Source organism: Thermophilibacter provencensis (assembly GCF_900128445.1).
Taxonomy (GTDB): Bacteria; Actinomycetota; Coriobacteriia; order Coriobacteriales; family Atopobiaceae; genus Thermophilibacter; species Thermophilibacter provencensis.
The window spans coordinates 1,883,870-1,900,327 of the sequence record NZ_LT671417.1 but is presented as its reverse complement, the minus strand read 5'-3'; the positions used below and the strand labels follow the sequence as shown (position 1 = coordinate 1,900,327).

The window sequence follows — 16,458 nt, the reverse complement described above, 5'->3', positions numbered from 1 at the left end:
GAGAAGAACATGCCCCTCACCCCGCTTGAGATCGCCCGCGTTGCCGCGCGGGCGGCAGACGACAAGAAGGCGGACGACCTCGTCTGCCTCGACCTCACGTCGCTCACCGACGTCTGCGACTACTTCGTCATCTGCACCGGCGCCAACGCCCGTCAGGTCGACGCCATCGTCGACGAGGTTCGCGAGCGCGTCTCCAAGAACTGCGGCGTCTCGCCCCTTTCCTGCGAGGGGAGGGAGGCGCTCTCCTGGGTGCTCGTCGACTACGGCTCGGTCGTCGTCCACGTCTTCCGCCCCGAGTCGCGCGACTTCTACCGCCTCGAGACCCTCTGGGGCGACGCCCCTCGCCTCGACCTCGTCTAGGCCCGCGCCCGCCGCTCGGCGGCCGCCGGCCCGCGCGCGGGTCCGTCCGGGCGCGGGCATATAATCGACCCATGGACGGAGCTGCGAACATCGTGTCCCTCGAATGGGAGGGCCCTGCCGTGGGCCTGCTCGACCTCGACGCCTTCTTCGCGTCGGTCGAGCAGCTCGACCATCCGGAGTGGCGGGGGAGGCCCGTCATCGTGGGCGGCTCGGCGGACCGCCGCGGCGTGGTCTCCACGGCGTCGTACGAGGCGCGGCGCTTCGGCGTGCACTCGGCCATGCCCTCGGCGACCGCGCGCCGCCTGTGCCCCGACGCGATCTGGACGCAGGGGCGCTTTGACCGCTACCGCGAGATGAGCTCGCGCGTGATGGGGATCCTTGGGGAGGAGACGCCCCTCGTCGAGCAGGTCTCCATCGACGAGGCGTTCTTCGACGTCACCCCGGGGCGCTTCTCGCGGGAGAGCCCCGTCGCGATCTGCCGCCGCGTCCAGACGAGGGTGGCCGAGCTCGGCGTCACCTGCTCCATTGGGCTTGGCGCCAACAAGACCGTCGCCAAGATCGCCTCCGAGCGCGAGAAGCCGCGCGGCCTCACCGTGGTCCCGCCCGGCACCGAGCGGGCGTTTCTCGCCCCGCTGCCGGTGGGCGCCATGAGCGGCGTCGGGCCCGCGACCGAGGGGCGCCTGCGCCGCATGGGCATCAGAACGCTCGGGGAGCTCTCGCGCGCCGACGCGCGCGCTCTCGAGCGGGAGTTCGGCATCCTCGGGCCCAGGATGGCGGTGCGCGCGGCCGGGCGCGAGCGCAGCCGCGTCGCCGAGGCCGCCGCCCCCGATGACGTCAAGTCGGTGTCCAACGAGCGCACCTTCTCTTCCGACCTGACTGACCGCGAGGAGATCGAGGCGGCGATACTGCACGTCGCCGCCGTCGTGGGTCGCCGGCTTCGCCGCAAGGGCCTCAAGGGGCGGACGGTGACGCTCAAGCTGAAGTACGACGTCGGGCACGGGCACACCGCCCAGCGCTCGCTCCCGGCGCCGACCGATGACGAGCGCGTCTTCGGCAGGGCGGCCGCGGCGCTGCTCGACGAGGTGTGGGCGCAGGGGATGCCGGCTCGGCTCGTGGGGGTGGGCGTCTCGGGGTTCGACGGGTCGAGGGCCGAGCGGCAGCTCTCGCTCTTCGACGAGCCGGGCGAGGGGGCGGCCGGCGCGGCGCGAGACCTCTCGGCGCTCGGCCGCGTGACGGACGCCGTCCGAGACCGCTTCGGAGACTCCGCGGTCGGCTATGGGCGCGACCTGCGCTTCAGGCAGAGGACCTCGGACACGGCACCGATGAACAAGTCGGACTTCTGACGGCGGCGGGGCCTGACGGGGGCTGACAAAGGTGACAGGGTCAACTGTCATGAAAGTTCATGACAGTTGACCCTGTCACCTTTGTCAGCCCCCGTCAGGCGAGGGGGAGAAGGACGGTGAAGGTCGTCCCCGCCTCCGCGCTCGAGGTGGCGCCTATCGTGCCGCCGTGCGCCTCGGCGATGCTGCGCGCGATCGCGAGGCCGAGCCCGAAGCCCCCCTGCGGCTGGCGCTCGCGCGCGCGGTCGGTGCGGTAGAAGCGCTCGAAGAGGTGCTCGAGGTCCTCCGGCGCGATGACGTCGCCGAGGTTGGTGACCGCGAGTCGGCAGCGCCGCCCCTCGCGGGCGAGCGAGACGCGCACCTCGGTGCCGCGCGCGGCGTACTTCGTCGCGTTGTCGAGCAGCGTTCGCACGAGCCTTCCGACCTGCGAGGAATCCCCGGCGACGGAGAGTCCCGGCTCGATGGAGCTCTCGATCGAGCAGCCCCGCTCGAAGGCGACGGCGTCGAACTCGAGCGCGCAGCCGTCGACGAGCGCGCTGAGGTCCACGCGCTCGGTGGAGGCGCGCTCCCCGGAGGCCCGCTGCTCGTCGGCGCGCGCGAGCGTGAGCAGGTCCTCGACGAGGCCCTTCATGTGCTTGGCCTCCTCCGCCGTGCTTCTCGCCCAGCGTCGGGCGTCCTCGGGCACGCCCTCGACCGCCTCGAGGATCTGCGCGTTGGCGAGGATCACGGCGAGCGGCGTCTTGAGCTCGTGCGAGGCGTCGGAGACGAAGCGCCTCTGCTGGTCCCACGCCTCCTCGACGGGGCGCAAGATCCATCGTGCGAGGCGCCTCACGAGGAGCAGGAGCGCCGCCATGGCCACGAGGAAGATGGTGACGTCCATCGTCGCCTGCGCGCGCAGGGCGGCGTCCCTCGAGTAGGTGTCGGCGAGCGCCACGCGCCAGCCGCTGGGCGTCGAGGCCCGCATCCAGGCGACGTGATAGGAGGAGTTCTTCCCGGACGACGACTTGCTCGAGAGCGCCTCGGAGAGGAGCTCCTCGAGCGTGGGGTCCGAGATCGTGAGGGGGGTGGCGCTGCTCAGGCTGACCGTGCCGTCGAACCCCACGTCAACCGCGACGGCGAGCATGACGTCCGCGCCCTTCCCGTCGCCGTCGCCGATGCTGGCGGCGGCCCAGCTCTCGGCGGAGAGCGCGCGCGTGAGCAGGTCGTAGGTCAGCGCCTGCTGCGTCGTGTAGGACGAGAAGAACGAGGACCCGAGCGAGGCGAGGAGGACGGCGCCGGCAATCGACATCGCGACGGCGATGAAGTTGCGGCGCAGCCGCGCGAGCATCGGCTCGCGCCGGGCGCTATCGCTCGAACGTCTCAAGGCGGTAGCCGAGCATCCTGAGGGTCGTGATCTGGACGGCGGACCCCACGTGGGCGAGCTTCTTGCGCAGGAACGAGACGTAGGCCTCGACGGAGTTCTCGGACGCCTCCGCATCGGCTCCCCAGACCTTGAGGAGGAGGTCCTGCTTGGAGACGACGCGCGCCGACGAGCTCATGAGGACGCTCATGACCTCGAACTCCTTGCCGGAGAGGTGGACGGAGGACTCCCCGCAGGAGAGGTCGTGCGTCTCGAGGTCGAGGCGGATGTCGCCGAAGGTCAGCTCGTCGAGCACGACGTCGCCGCGGCGGCGCGTGAGGGCCCTCAGGCGGGCGAGGAGCTCTGCCGCCTCGAACGGCTTCGTCATGTAGTCGTCCGCGCCGGAGTCGAGGCCCTCGACCTTGTCGGCGGTCGAGGAGCGGGCGGTGAGGAGCAGTACGGGCGTCGCGGAGCCCTCGCGCCGCATCTTGTGCACCACGTCGTAGCCGCTCATGCCGGGCAGCATCACGTCCAGCACGACGGCGTCGTAGGCCCCCGAGAGGGCCGACCTGAGCCCGGAGGTGCCGTCGTAGACCGCCTCGGCGTTGTAGGAGGCCCCCTCCAGGATGCGGACGATGGCATCCGCGAGGTTTCTCTCGTCCTCGACGACCAGTATGTTCATAGGTGCCCCCTGTCGGCCTCGGCTGCACTTACCGCTGCTATCCTACCCAGCGAGCCTTAATTTCTCCTGAACTCGCCCGGGCGCGCACGGACTCGACGCCGACCGTTCACAAAAACTGCACCTTGCGACCACATTGAGGAGCGGTATGATGTCTAACTGCTATGTGGCTATGCGGTGCGGCCTACCTACCAACCACGCGCACCGCACGTATCGGAGGAGTTTTCATTGGCAGTTAAGATTCGCCTGGCCCGTCACGGTGCCAAGAAGCGCCCGTACTACCGCGTCGTCGTCGCCGACGGCCGCATGCCGCGCGACGGCCGCTACATCGAGGAGGTCGGCCGCTACAACCCGCTGACCACCCCGAAGGTCATCGACATCAACCTCGAGAAGGTCGACGAGTGGGTCGCCAAGGGCGCCCAGCCGACCAACGCCGTCGCCCACCTGATCGACATCGCCCGCACCGGCGAGCCCGTCGTCGAGAAGAAGGCGAAGCTCTCCAAGAAGGCCGCCGCCAAGGCCGCTGCCGCCGCCGAGGCCGCCGCCGAGGCCGACGCCGAGTAGGCGCGCCCCATGGAGGCCACGGACAGCGCGCTCGACGATGCCCAGGGGCGCGAGCTCCCGTCCGACAGGGTCGCCGACCTCGTCGAGTACATCGTGTGCGGGCTCGTCGACGACCAGGACGCCGTGTCGCTCGACGTGACGGACAGCGAGGGGTCGTCCCTCATCGAGGTCACGTGCTCCGAGGACGACGCCGGTCGCGTCATCGGCCGCAAGGGCCGCACCATCAAGGCCATCCGCACCCTCGCGCGCGCCCTCGGGCAGCGCGTGGGCACGATGGTCGAGGTCGAAGTCGTAGGCTAGGGGCGCATGCGCGAGCGCTACAGGACCATAGCCCGCGTCGCCAAGGCGCGCGGGAGAAGAGGGGAGGTCGTGACGGAGCCCGTCCACGGCCTTCCCTCACTTGTGCGCGAGGGGCTCGAGGTCGCCGTGGTCCCGCCCGAGCTCAAGGCGCCACGCTGGCGCACCGTCGTCTCGGTCTCGGTCTCGGGCGCGGGCCGCGCGGGGAGGCTCGTCGCGCTCTCGGGCGTGGACGACGTCTCGTCGGCCGAGCGGCTCGTCGGCCGGTTCCTGCTCGCCCGAGAGCGCGACCTGCCGGAGGACCTTGCGCTGCACGACCCGGAGCGCCTCGTGGGCAGGGAGGTCGTGGGCGAGGGGGACGGCCGTCGCGCGCGGATACGCGAGGTCATGAGCGGCCCCGCGAACGACGTGTGGGTCCTCGACGTCGAGGGCGACGAGGTCCTCGTCCCCGTGGTCGACGAGGTCGTCTCGGCGGTCCCCGACGAGGGCCCCATCCCCATCCGCGTCCCGCGCGGGCTCGGCTGGCCGGGCGAGGGGGGGTCGCTGTGATATTCGAGACGCTCTCCGTCTTCCCCGGCGTCTTCGCCCCCTATCTCGACGCGTCCATCATGGGCCGCGCCCAGCGCGCGGGCGTCTTCGAGTTTCGGGCGCATGACCTGCGCGACTGGACGCACGACCGCCATCGCACGGTCGACGACGCCCCGTTCGGCGGGGGGCAGGGGATGCTCATGAAGCCCGCCCCCATCTTCGAGGCGGTCGATGACCTCTCGTCGCGCGGCCCGGCTCCCCACGTCGTGTTCTTCTCGCCCTGCGGCGCCCGCTTCGACGAGGCGCGCGCCGAGCGGCTCTCGCGGCACGAGCGCGTGCTGCTCGTCTGCGGCAGGTACGAGGGGATGGACGAGCGCGCCTACTCGCTCGCCGACGAGGTCATATCGCTCGGCGACTACGTCCTCACGGGCGGCGAGCTGGCGGCCCTCGTGGTCATCGACGCGACGGTTCGCCTGCTGCCGGGCGCCCTGGGCGACGAGAGGAGCGCGGAGGACGAGTCGTTCTCCTCCGCCGGACTGCTCGAGTACGCCCAGTACACCCGCCCCGCGAGCTATCGCGGCATGGAGGTGCCGGAGGTGCTCCTCTCGGGCGACCACGCCCGGGTCGACGCGTGGCGGCGGCGCAGCGCGATCGAGCGCACCGCCCGCTGGCGGCCCGACCTGCTGGCGGCTGCGGAACTCACGACGGAGGAGCGCGACCTCGCGGAGCGGGTCGCGCGCGAGACGAGAGGGGATGGCGCGCATGGCGAGCCATGATGCCTCGGGGCGCGAGGGCTTCCTCGCGCGCCATGGCTGGATCATCGGGAGCGTCGCCTTCGCGGTCGGCGTGGCGTTCCTGCTCAGGACCTTCGTCGGGATGCCCTACTACGTCCCCTCCGGCTCGATGCGCGACACGATCCTCGAGGGGGACATGCTGCTCGGCGAGAAGGTGAGCCTGCGCTTCGAGCCCCCATCGCAGGGCGACATCGTCACCTTCGAGAGCCCGCTTGACGGGGAGACCCTCATCAAGCGCGTCGTCGCGGTGGGCGGACAGACCGTCGACCTCGTCGACGGCGTCGTCTACGTCGACGGGGAGGCGCTCGACGAGCCCTACGTCGGCGGGAGGCCCACCTACTCGCTCTCCGACCTCGAGGGCTCCGCGGGCATCGAGTACCCCTACGTCGTCCCCGACGGCTGCGTCTGGGTCATGGGGGACAACCGCACCAACTCAAAGGACTCGCGCTACTTCGGCCCCGTGAGCGTCGATGACGTAACATCGAGGGCGCTGTTCATCTACTGGCCGCTCTCTCGCATCGGGGCGCTCTAGCCCCTGACCTAGGGAAGGACTGACATGAGAGACTCCGCGCTGACGTTTCAAGACATGATCCTAGCGCTCGAGCGCTACTGGGCCGCCCAGGGCTGCACCGTCATGCAGCCCTATGACTCGGAGGTGGGCGCGGGCACCTTCCACACCGCCACGACGCTCCGCTCGCTCGGGCCAAAGCCCTGGCGGACCTGCTACCCGCAGCCGTGCCGCCGCCCGGCGGACGGGCGCTACGGCGAGAACCCCAACCGCATGCAGCACTACTACCAGTTCCAGGTGATCTTGAAGCCGTGCCCCGTCGACTCGCAGGACCTCTACCTCGGCTCCCTCAAGGCCATCGGGCTTGACCCGGCCGAGCACGACGTCCGCTTCGTCGAGGACGACTGGGAGAGCCCGACGCTGGGCGCCTGGGGCCTTGGCTGGGAGGTCTGGATGGACGGCATGGAGGTCACCCAGTACACCTACTTCCAGCAGGTGGGCGGCATCGAGTGCGACCCCGTGCCCGTCGAGATCACCTACGGCCTCGAGCGCATCGCCATGTACATCCAGGGCGTGGACTCCGTCTACGACGTCGTCTGGTCGTATCTGCCGGACGGCACCCCGATGACCTACGGAGACGTGTTCCACGAGAACGAGTACGAGTTCTCCACCTACAACTTCGAGGTGGCCAACGTCGAGATGATGCGCCAGAAGTTCGACGACTACGAGGCCGAGTGCCACTCGTGCCTCGAGCGCCGCCTGCCGCTGCCGGCGTATGACTGCGTGATGAAGTGCTCCCACGCCTTCAACCTGCTCGACGCCCGCGGCGCCATCTCGGCGACGGAGCGCGCCAACTACATCCTGCGCGTCCGCACGATCGCGAAGCTCTGCTGCGAGAGCTACCTCGCGGAGGTGGCGGGAAAGACCGACGGAGACGCACAGAAGGGGGAGGTGGCCTAGATGGCCGAGACGCGAGACTTCCTGCTTGAGATCGGCACCGAGGAGATGCCCTCCGCGCCGCTCATGAACGCCGCCGGCCAGCTCGGCGAGCTCGTCGCCAAGGGGCTCGACGCCGCCGGGCTCGCCCACGGCGAGGTGCGCGTGATCTCCACCCCGCGCCGCCTCGCGGCCCTCGTCGCCGACGTCGCCGTGGCGACCGACGAGATCCACGAGGTGAAGCGCGGGCCCAAGGCCGCCATAGCGTTCGACGACTCCGGCGCGCCCACCAAGGCCGCCCTCGGCTTCGCCCGCAAGTGCGGCGCCGAGCCCGCGGACCTCGTCCGCCGCGCGGACGCCGACGGCAACGAGTACGTCTTCGCCGAGAGGAACGTCCCCTCCGAGCCCGCGGCCCCCATCCTCTCCCGGCTCTCCGCAGAGGTCATCGGCGGGCTGCAGTGGCCCAACTACCGCAGCCAGCGCTGGGGCTCCGAGCACGCCACGTTCGTGCGGCCCATCCGCTGGATCTGCGCGCTTCTCGGCACCGACGTCGTCCCCGTGTCCTATGCCGACGTCACCTCCTCCAACGTCACGCGCGGGCACCGCGTGCTGGCGCCGGGCGAGCACCTCGTCGCGTCCCCGGCCGACTACGAGGCCACGCTCGAGCGCGCCTTCGTGCTCTCGTCCGAGCGTCGCGCCGAGGCCATCCGCTCCGGCATCGCCGAGATCGAGGCCGAGCGCGGGGGCGCGCGCGTGGACACCCCCAGGCGCATCTTCGACGAGGTCGTGAACCTCTGCGAGTGGCCCACGGTCCTCGTGGGCACCTTCGACGAGGCCTTCCTCGAGGTCCCGCACGAGATCATCTGCGAGTCCATGCTCTCCAACCAGCGCTACTTCCCGATCTATGACGCCTCGGGCGACCTCACGCGCGAGTTCGTCGTGGTCTCGAACGCCGACCCCGCGGTCTCGCAGACCGTCGTCGCCGGCAACGAGAAGGTCGTGCGCGCCCGCCTCGACGACGCAAAGTTCTTCTACGACGAGGACCTCAAGCGACCGATGGAGGAGTTCGTCGAGCGCCTCGGCTCGGTGACCTTCCAGGAGCGGCTCGGCACGATGCGCCAGAAGGTCGAGCGCATGGAGAGGCTCGCCGCCGCCGTCGCCGCCCAGGCGGGGGAGGACGAGGCGGGCGTCGCGGCCGCCGCGCGCGCGGCGCACCTCGCCAAGGCCGACCTCGTCTCGCAGGCCGTCGTCGAGTTCACCAACCAGCAGGGCGTCATGGGCGGCTACTATGCCGCCGCCGCCGGCGAGGCCCCCGAGGTCTGCGACGCCATTCGCGAGCACTACCGCCCGCGCTTCGCCGGCGACGAGCTCCCGTCCGGCACCTGCGGACGCTGCGTGGCCATCGCCGACAAGCTCGACACCATCTGCGGCATCTTCGCGATCGACGAGCCGCCCACGGGCTCCTCTGACCCGTACGCGGTCCGCCGCGCGACCATCGGCGTCATCGCCATGCTCCGCACGCTCCCGGGATGCGACCTTCGCCGGCTCATCGGCCTCTCGCTCGACGCCTACCAGGCCCAGGGCCTCGAGTTCGACCCCGAGGCGGTGGCCGCGGCCGTCGTGAGGTTCTTCCAGGCGCGCCTCGTCGCCATCGCGCGCGACGAGGGCCTGCGCCCCGACACGATCGAGGCCGTCTCGGCGGTGGGCGTCATCGACCCGATCGAGTTCATGGCACGCGCCCACGCCCTCGAGGACGCCCGCTCGCAGAGCCCCGAGGTGTTCGACGACCTCGCCACGGCGTACGCCCGCGCCGCCCACCTCGCCGACGCGGGACTTGGCTCCGACGTCGACGCCTCCCTTCTCGGCGACGCCGAGCGCGCACTTCTCGCCGCCTGCGACGAGGGCGGCAGCAAGGTCGCGTCCGCGCTCGGCGAGAAGGACTTCCGCGCGGCGATCGACGCCCTTGCCGAACTCAAGACCCCCATCGACCGATTCTTCGACGACGTCCTTGTCATGGACGATGATACTGAGGTAAGGGAGAACCGCCTGCGCCTCCTCAACCGCTTCGTTGAAGTCTTCGTGGGGATTGCCGACATCGGCGCGCTCTCTCGTAGGAAGTAGGCTACGGTGGGACGGGGTATACCCCGTGAAGCCTGATAGGTACAGGAGGACTCGTGGTGACTAAGCTCGATCTGGATGACGACATCTTCGGTCAGGTCGTCCCCCTCATCTTCGTTCTTTCCGACGCTCGCGGCGAGACCGCCAACACCGTCGTCATGGCCGCCGCCGCCCAGTTCGGCGACGGTTCCGTCGACATCGAGCGCCTCTCCAACGTCAAGGACGTCGACACCGTCCGCGCGTTTCTCGACGAGAACTACGACGAGAGCCGCCCGTGCGCCGTGTTCCACACGTTCGCCAACGGCACGCTGCGCCGTGAGATCCGCCGCGAGCTCGACCGCCGCGGCATCCCCTCCATCGACCTGCTCGGCCCGGCCGTCACGGTCATCTCGACGCTGACCGGCGAGGAGCCCACGCGCGAGATCGGAGCCATCTACAAGGAGGAGAGCGCGGCCAACTAAACGGCCAAATCACTCCACATGTTACTACCTTTGGGGCCGCGCCGCAGGGCGCGGCCCCGTTTTTCTCGCCGGCGCGCCGCTTACCTACCCAGCGTGACCAGATGCAGAAAACCCGCTGTGCCGGAAACCCCGATTGATACCATGACCTATGGCCGCGCGATGGCGGTTCGCGGCCGAGCTGTAAGGGCGCGCCCCTTTGGGGACGCGTCAGGAACCCTAGGAAAGCAAGGGGAAAACATGGCAGAAAAGCATGTATACCGCTTTGGCTTCGACGCCAACGGCAACAACGTGACCGAGGTCGCGGGCGAGTCCGTCGCCGAGGCCAAGTGGATCACCGGCGGCAAGGGCGCCAACCTCGCCGAGATGGCCAACATCGGCCTGCCCGTCCCTCCCGGCTTCACGATCACCTGCCAGACCTGCGTCGCCTACTCGAGCGCCGGCAACGTCTGGCCTGAGGGCGTCCTCGACGAGATCGACGAGTACCGCAAGGACCTCGAGGAGCGCATGGGCAAGAAGCTCGGCGACTCCGAGGACCCGCTGCTCGTCTCCGTCCGCTCCGGCGCCCCCTTCTCGATGCCCGGCATGATGGACACCGTCCTCAACCTCGGCCTCAACGACGACTCCGTCCAGGGCCTCATCAAGCAGACCGAGAACCCCCGCTTCGCCTACGACTCCTACCGTCGCTTCGTCCAGATGTTCTCCGACGTCGTCATGGGCGTCTCCGGCCAGCTCTTCGAGGACGCTATCGCCGCCAAGAAGGCCGAGAAGGGCGTGAAGCTCGACACCGAGCTCGACGCCGACGACCTCAAGGACCTCGTCGCCACGTTCAAGCAGATCTTCGCCGACAACGTCGACGCCGAGAAGTACCCCGAGGTGCTCGTCGACGGCAAGATCGAGTTCCCGCACGACCCGCTGGTGCAGCTGCGCCTTGCGGAGCAGGCCGTCTTCGGCTCCTGGAACACCGACCGCGCCATCCTCTACCGCAAGCAGAACAAGATTCCCGACGAGCTCGGCACCGCCGTCAACGTCCAGGTGATGGCGTTCGGCAACAAGGGCAACACCTCCGCCACCGGCGTCGCCTTCACGCGCAACCCCGCCGACGGCACCAACGAGCGCTACGGCGACTTCCTGGTCAACGCCCAGGGCGAGGACGTCGTGGCCGGCATCCGCAACACCGAGCCGATCGCCGACCTGCCCAAGGTCCCCGGCCTCGAGGAGGCCGGCAAGGAGCTCTTCCACGTCTTCGAGATCCTCGAGGACCACTACGCCGACATGATGGACCTCGAGTTCACCATCGAGCAGGGCAAGCTCTGGATGCTCCAGACCCGCGTGGGCAAGCGCACCGCCCTCTCCGCGCTCAAGGTCGCCATTCAGATGTACGAGGAGGGCCGCATCTCCAAGGAGGAGGCGGTCATGCGCGTTGCCCCCGAGCAGCTCGACCAGCTCCTCCACCCGCAGTTCGACCCCAAGGCCGACTACAAGGTCATCGCCAAGGGCCTCAACGCCTCCCCGGGCGCTGCCGTCGGCGCCGTCGTGTTCTCCTCCGCTGACGCCGAGGCCTATGCCGAGGCCGGCAAGCCCTGCATCCTCGTGCGCTGGGAGACCACGCCCGACGACCTCCACGGCATGGTCGCCGCCGAGGGCATCCTGACCTCTCACGGCGGCAAGACCTCCCACGCGGCCGTCATCGCCCGCGGCATGGGCGCCCCCTGCGTCTGCGGCGTCGACGCCCTCCAGATCGACGCGGTCAACAAGGTCTGCGCCGTCGCCGGCACCGACATCACCCTGCACGAGGGCGACGTCATCTCCATCGACGGCACCACCGGCGACGTCATCCTCGGCGAGGTCGCGCTGGTCCGCCCGGAGCTCGGCGGCGACCTCCAGACCATCCTCGACTGGGCCGACGAGGTCCGTCTCAACGCCGACCGCGGCCGCGTGATTGGCGTTCGCGCCAACGCCGACAACCCGGCCGACGCCCAGCTCTCCAAGGACAACGGCGCCTCCGGCATCGGCCTGTGCCGCACCGAGCACATGTTCCTCGGTGAGCGCAAGCAGCTCATCCAGAACTTCATCCTCGCCGACGACGACGCCGTCAAGGCCGACGCCGTCGAGAAGCTCGGCGCCGCCCAGAAGGGCGACTTCCTCGAGATGTTCAAGGCCATGGACGGCATGCCCGTCATCGTGCGCCTGCTGGACCCGCCCCTGCACGAGTTCCTCGAGGACCCGCGCGACCTTGACGTCGAGATCGCCAAGGAGGAGGCCGCCGGCAAGGACGTCTCCGAGAAGAAGGCCCTCCTCGCCAAGCTCGACTCCTTCCAGGAGGCCAACCCGATGCTCGGCCTGCGCGGCTGCCGCCTCGGCCTGGTCTACCCCGAGCTCAACGTCATGCAGGTGAAGGCCATCGCCTCCGCCACCGCCGAGCTCCAGAAGCAGGGCCTCAGCCCCAAGCCCGAGATCATGATCCCGCTCGTGGCCTTCGAGGAGGAGCTCGCCCTCGTTCGCGAGGTCGTCGAGGAGAACATCAAGGCCGTCGCCGATGAGTACGGCGTCGAGCTCGACATCCCGGTCGGCACCATGATCGAGATCCCGCGCGCCGCGATCACCTCCGAGGACATCGCCAAGCACGCCGACTTCTTCTCCTTCGGCACCAACGACCTCACCCAGATGGGCCTGGGCTTCTCCCGTGACGACGTCGAGGCCGCGTTCATGCCGCTCTACCTCGACAAGAAGATCTGCAAGACGAACCCGTTCGCCACGCTCGACAAGGGCGTCGCCAAGCTCGTCAAGATGGGCGTCGAGGGCGGCCACGCCGGCAACCCGGACATCGTCTGCGGCGTCTGCGGCGAGACCGGCGGCGACCCCGAGTCCATCCACATGTACTACGACCTCGGCCTCGACTACGTGTCCTGCTCGCCGTACCGCGTGCCCATCGCGCGCCTCGCGGCCGCCCAGGCCAAGATCGAGTCCAACGGCGGCGCCGAGAAGGTCGCCAAGTAGTCGCTCTTCGATCGCCTGCCTGTGATGGGGGAGGGGCCCGCGCGGCCCCTCCCCCTCTTTCTGTAAAATGGGGACAGTCCCCAATTTGCAGAAACGTTTTATGTCGTGGGGAGGAGATGGGATGAGGGTCCTGACGCGCGCCGAACTAGAGCTCGCCGAGCGCGAGCGGCTTTCCCCGGACGCGACGTTCGCGAGCGACTCGCTCGGAAGGCGCGTTCCCGAGGAGCCTGACGCCCTCAGGACGTGCTTCCAGTGCGATCGCGACCGCATCCTGCACTCCAAGAGCTTCCGGAGGCTCGCCCACAAGACGCAGGTGTTTCTCGCCCCTGAGGGCGATCACTACCGCACCCGCCTCATCCACACCCTGGAGGTCTCCCAGGTTGCCCGCTCGATCGCGCGGCCGCTCGGACTGAACGAGGACCTGACCGAGGCCATCGCCCTCGGGCACGACCTCGGGCACACCCCCTTCGGCCACGTGGGAGAGCGCGCGCTCAGCCACGCCCTCGCGCGACATCGCGGGGAGCCCGAGGGCGCGGGCAGGCTCTTCGCGCACAACGACCAGGGCGCGCGCATCGTGGACCTTCTCGAGCGAAACGGCCGCGGGCTCAACCTCTCTCGCGAGGTGGTCGACGGCATCCGCTGCCACACGGGCCCCCGCCGGGCGGGAACGCTCGAGGGCCGCATTGTCGCGCTCGCCGACCGGATCGCCTACGTCTGCCACGACATCGACGACGCCGAGCGGGCGGGGATGCTCAGGGAGTCCGACCTTCCCGCGGAGTCATGCGAGAGGCTCGGCTCGAGCTCTTCGGAGCGAATCGAGACGATGGTCCACGACGTGGTGTCCATGAGCTCCCGAAGCGGCGACATCCTGATGTCCGAGGGGGTGTGGGGGGCGATGATGTCGCTGCGCGCGTTCCTCTTCGAGCGGCTGTACTCGCGCGGCGACGCGAAGTGGGAGGAGCCGAAGGCCTACGCCATGCTCGTCGACCTCTTCGAATACTTCGTCGCTCATCCCGATGAGGTGCCGGCCGAGTACCGTCTCCACGACGACCCGCTTGACGTGCAGGTGGCCGACTTCGTCTCCGGCATGACCGACCGCTACGCCATTCGCGTCTACGAGCGCCTCAAGATACCGAGGTCATGGAGAAGGCGCTGAGCCCGCTGCGGCAGGGCGGGCTTCCCCTAAACTGACATGCGACGGATGGCGCGGGGAGGGCGGCCCCTCCCGCAGCGCATGCTCGCAGAAGAAGGGAGAGGATATGGCCCGTCGCGGTAGCGGGTGCCTCACGGCGCTCGTCCTCGTGCTCTCGATCGCGTTCGTCGCCCTGGCGGCGACGCTGTTCATGCTCGTCGCGAACGGCGGGGGCCCCGGTTCTCCCGAGGACGAGGGCTCGCCCGAGCGCGTCGCCGCGGGCTCCTTCGACGAGTACTCCTGGCAGGAGCTCTCCGACATCGCCGGCCTCATAGCCGCCGCGCCATCTGACGAGGAGGGGAGGGCGGTCGCCTCGCAGCACGGGATCGAGGTCGGCGACACGCGGACGCTGAAGCTCGGCGACGCCAGCGTCGTCGAGCTCCGCGTCGTGGGGATTCGCGCCGACGAGCGAGCGGACGGGGGCGGCGTGGCCGGCCTCACCCTCATGACCTCGCCCATCGCTGTGCGACCGTTCTCTGACGACAAGAACGAGGGGGGCTGGGAGTCGTCCGACCTCAGGTCCTGGCTCGCGGGGGAGGGGGCGAGCCTCCTGCCCGACGAGCTCGTCTCGCGCGTCGTTCCGGTGCTGAAGGTCACCGACAACGTGGCCGTGCGCTATGGCGACTCGGGAGCCGTGGAGGCGCTCACGACGACCGCCGACGCGCTCTGGGTCCCCTCCGTCTCTGAGGTGTGCGGCGAGGTGGACTGGTTCGCGCAGGAGTACGGGACCACGCCGAGCGCCAGCTCGGAGTACGTCGACTTCAGGCCCTACGACGAGGCCCTCTCGGCCCAGGGGGAGCAGTACGAGTACTTCTCCGACGCGGGCGTCGACGGATCGAGCACCTCGGGGGCGCTCGTCATGGCGTATGGGGGGACGGCGTGCAACTGGTGGTATCGGACCTCGTACCCCTATGCGCTCGAGGGCTGGGAGCAGCGCATGGTCTATCAGGTCATGTCCTCCGGCTACCCCGGCATGACGAGCGGGCCGAGCGAGCAGGCGGGGGTCGTCGTGGGGCTCTGCCTCTGAGTTGTGTTCTTCTTGTCTAGCGTCGCCCGCTGCCGTATACTAAGTCGCTGTGTGTAAGCCTATGTGTCGTTCAAGCGTGGCGGCACCTCTAGAGAGACAAGGACAGATCATGGATTACATTCGCGCCATCGAGCGTCAGCAGATTCGCGAGGACATCCCCGCGGTCAAGGTTGGCGACCACGTCAAGGTCCACTACCGCATCGTCGAGGGCGACCGCACTCGCGAGCAGGTCTTCGAGGGCGACGTCATCCGCATGAGCGGCGCCGGCGCGCGCGAGACCTTCACCGTCCGCAAGATCAGCTTCTCCGTGGGCGTCGAGCGCACCTTCCCGCTGCACAGCCCCAAGATCGCCAAGCTCGAGGTCGTCCGTCACGGCGACGTCCGTCGCGCGAAGCTCTACTACCTGCGCGACCGCGTGGGCAAGGCCGCCCGCATCCGCGAGAAGCGCGACTAGCGAGCGCTCAGGTTCTACCATCGAGCCGCCCCCACGGGGGCGGCTTTTTCCATGAGATTGGAGCGCCATGCCCTCGACAGCACGACCCGCGACCGCTCGCGAGGTCGCGGCCGCCCTCGCGAGCGCGCCCGAAGAGGAGGCGCTCGACCTCATCGAGCGCTATGCCGAGGACCCTCGGCGTCAGGTCAGGCATGCGATCGAGGTCGCTCGACGGCGCCTCGAGCGCGAGAGGGAGGAGCGCGGGCGCGTCGAGGCGTCCTATCGCCTGATGCGCGAGCTCGGGGGAGAGGGCGTCATCCTCGGCGTCGACGAGGTGGGCCGCGGCGCGCTCGCGGGCCCGCTCACCGTCGCCGCCGTCGCCCTCCCCGACGACCCCGTCATCTGGGGAATCAACGACTCCAAGCAGCTCCCGCCGGCGCGGCGCGAGGCGCTTGCCGCCCGCATAGCCGACGTCGCGCTCGCCATCGGCGTCGCCCACGTGGAGCCGGAGGCCATCGACGCGGTCGGCATGGCCGTCTCGCTCAGGCAGGCCATGGCCTCCGCCATCGCCGACGCGGGGGTCGAGCCGGACCGCGTCCTCATCGACGGGAACCCGGTGCACGTCCATCCGAGGGAGACCTGCGTGGTCAAGGGCGACGCGCGGGTCGCCTGCATATCGGCGGCATCCATCGTCGCAAAGGTGGCCCGTGACGCCATCATGGTCGCCTACGAGGACGACTACCCGGGCTATCACCTCGCAGAGTCGAAGGGCTATGGCTCTGCAGAGCACATCTCCGCCATTCGCGCGCGCGGCCTCACGCCGATACACCGCGTCTCCTTCTGTGGAAACTTTCTCGAGACGCCTCGTCTCTTCTGATTCCCGCT

At 69.5% G+C, this 16,458-nt stretch carries 17 protein-coding genes; 15 read left to right on the top strand and 2 right to left on the bottom strand.

The genetic code is table 11. The features are described from left to right. Nucleotides 1-9 precede the first annotated feature (9 nt). Nucleotides 10-360 (top strand): ribosome silencing factor, encoded by a 351-nt coding sequence (rsfS, locus tag BQ7391_RS08520; RefSeq protein ID WP_075280210.1) that lies wholly within the window; start codon nt 10-12, stop codon nt 358-360. A gap of 71 nt (nt 361-431) precedes the next feature. Next, complete coding sequence (gene dinB / locus BQ7391_RS08515; protein WP_075280209.1) at nt 432-1,703, top strand: DNA polymerase IV; 1,272 nt, start codon at nt 432-434, stop codon at nt 1,701-1,703. Nucleotides 1,704-1,797: 94 nt separating this feature from the next. On the opposite strand, the gene BQ7391_RS08510 is transcribed toward dinB, so the two are convergent. Both BQ7391_RS08510 and BQ7391_RS08505 read right to left on the bottom strand, forming a co-directional pair. Further along, the gene (locus tag BQ7391_RS08510; RefSeq protein ID WP_129583944.1) at nt 1,798-3,063 is read right to left on the bottom strand and encodes a sensor histidine kinase; all 1,266 of its coding nucleotides are present in this window, start codon (nt 3,061-3,063) and stop codon (nt 1,798-1,800) included. Then, on the bottom strand, nt 3,044-3,721 hold the full coding sequence (locus tag BQ7391_RS08505) for a response regulator transcription factor (RefSeq protein WP_075280207.1): 678 nt from the start codon (nt 3,719-3,721) through the stop codon (nt 3,044-3,046). The genes BQ7391_RS08510 and BQ7391_RS08505 overlap by 20 nt, the downstream gene beginning before the upstream one ends. Nucleotides 3,722-3,946: 225 nt before the next feature. Between BQ7391_RS08505 and rpsP the strand changes: the two genes are divergently transcribed. The 13 genes from rpsP (at nt 3,947) to BQ7391_RS08440 (ending at nt 16,450) form a co-directional block, all read left to right on the top strand. Continuing rightward, entirely contained in the window at nt 3,947-4,282 is a 336-nt protein-coding gene (gene rpsP / locus BQ7391_RS08500) for a 30S ribosomal protein S16 (RefSeq protein WP_075280206.1), read from the top strand. Nucleotides 4,283-4,291: 9 nt separating this feature from the next. Further along, complete coding sequence (locus BQ7391_RS08495; protein WP_075280205.1) at nt 4,292-4,582, top strand: KH domain-containing protein; 291 nt, start codon at nt 4,292-4,294, stop codon at nt 4,580-4,582. 6 nt (nt 4,583-4,588) lie between these two features. Beyond that, entirely contained in the window at nt 4,589-5,128 is a 540-nt protein-coding gene (locus tag BQ7391_RS08490) for a ribosome maturation factor RimM (protein WP_075280204.1), read from the top strand. Continuing rightward, nucleotides 5,125-5,883, top strand: coding sequence for a tRNA (guanosine(37)-N1)-methyltransferase TrmD (gene trmD, locus BQ7391_RS08485; protein WP_075280203.1), 759 nt, complete (start codon nt 5,125-5,127; stop codon nt 5,881-5,883). The genes BQ7391_RS08490 and trmD overlap by 4 nt, the downstream gene beginning before the upstream one ends. Beyond that, on the top strand, nt 5,870-6,433 hold the full coding sequence (gene lepB, locus BQ7391_RS08480; protein WP_075280945.1) for a signal peptidase I: 564 nt from the start codon (nt 5,870-5,872) through the stop codon (nt 6,431-6,433). The genes trmD and lepB overlap by 14 nt, the downstream gene beginning before the upstream one ends. Before the next feature lie 24 nt (nt 6,434-6,457). After that, the gene (locus tag BQ7391_RS08475) at nt 6,458-7,369 is read left to right on the top strand and encodes a glycine--tRNA ligase subunit alpha (protein WP_075280202.1); all 912 of its coding nucleotides are present in this window, start codon (nt 6,458-6,460) and stop codon (nt 7,367-7,369) included. Beyond that, nucleotides 7,370-9,466, top strand: a complete 2,097-nt coding sequence (gene glyS, locus BQ7391_RS08470) for a glycine--tRNA ligase subunit beta (protein ID WP_075280201.1) — start codon at nt 7,370-7,372, stop codon at nt 9,464-9,466. Between the two features lie 56 nt (nt 9,467-9,522). After that, a complete protein-coding gene (locus tag BQ7391_RS08465) occupies nt 9,523-9,924 on the top strand; it encodes a kinase/pyrophosphorylase (protein WP_083662271.1) in 402 nt (133 codons plus the stop codon). Between the two features lie 237 nt (nt 9,925-10,161). After that, entirely contained in the window at nt 10,162-12,921 is a 2,760-nt protein-coding gene (gene ppdK, locus BQ7391_RS08460) for a pyruvate, phosphate dikinase (protein ID WP_075280200.1), read from the top strand. A gap of 121 nt (nt 12,922-13,042) precedes the next feature. Continuing rightward, a complete protein-coding gene (locus BQ7391_RS08455; RefSeq protein WP_075280199.1) occupies nt 13,043-14,077 on the top strand; it encodes a deoxyguanosinetriphosphate triphosphohydrolase in 1,035 nt (344 codons plus the stop codon). Between the two features lie 103 nt (nt 14,078-14,180). After that, nucleotides 14,181-15,140, top strand: coding sequence for a DUF6273 domain-containing protein (locus BQ7391_RS08450; protein WP_075280198.1), 960 nt, complete (start codon nt 14,181-14,183; stop codon nt 15,138-15,140). A gap of 109 nt (nt 15,141-15,249) precedes the next feature. Continuing rightward, complete coding sequence (gene rplS, locus BQ7391_RS08445) at nt 15,250-15,594, top strand: 50S ribosomal protein L19 (protein ID WP_075280197.1); 345 nt, start codon at nt 15,250-15,252, stop codon at nt 15,592-15,594. Nucleotides 15,595-15,661: 67 nt separating this feature from the next. Then, on the top strand, nt 15,662-16,450 hold the full coding sequence (locus BQ7391_RS08440) for a ribonuclease HII (protein WP_075280196.1): 789 nt from the start codon (nt 15,662-15,664) through the stop codon (nt 16,448-16,450). Nucleotides 16,451-16,458 lie beyond the last annotated feature (8 nt).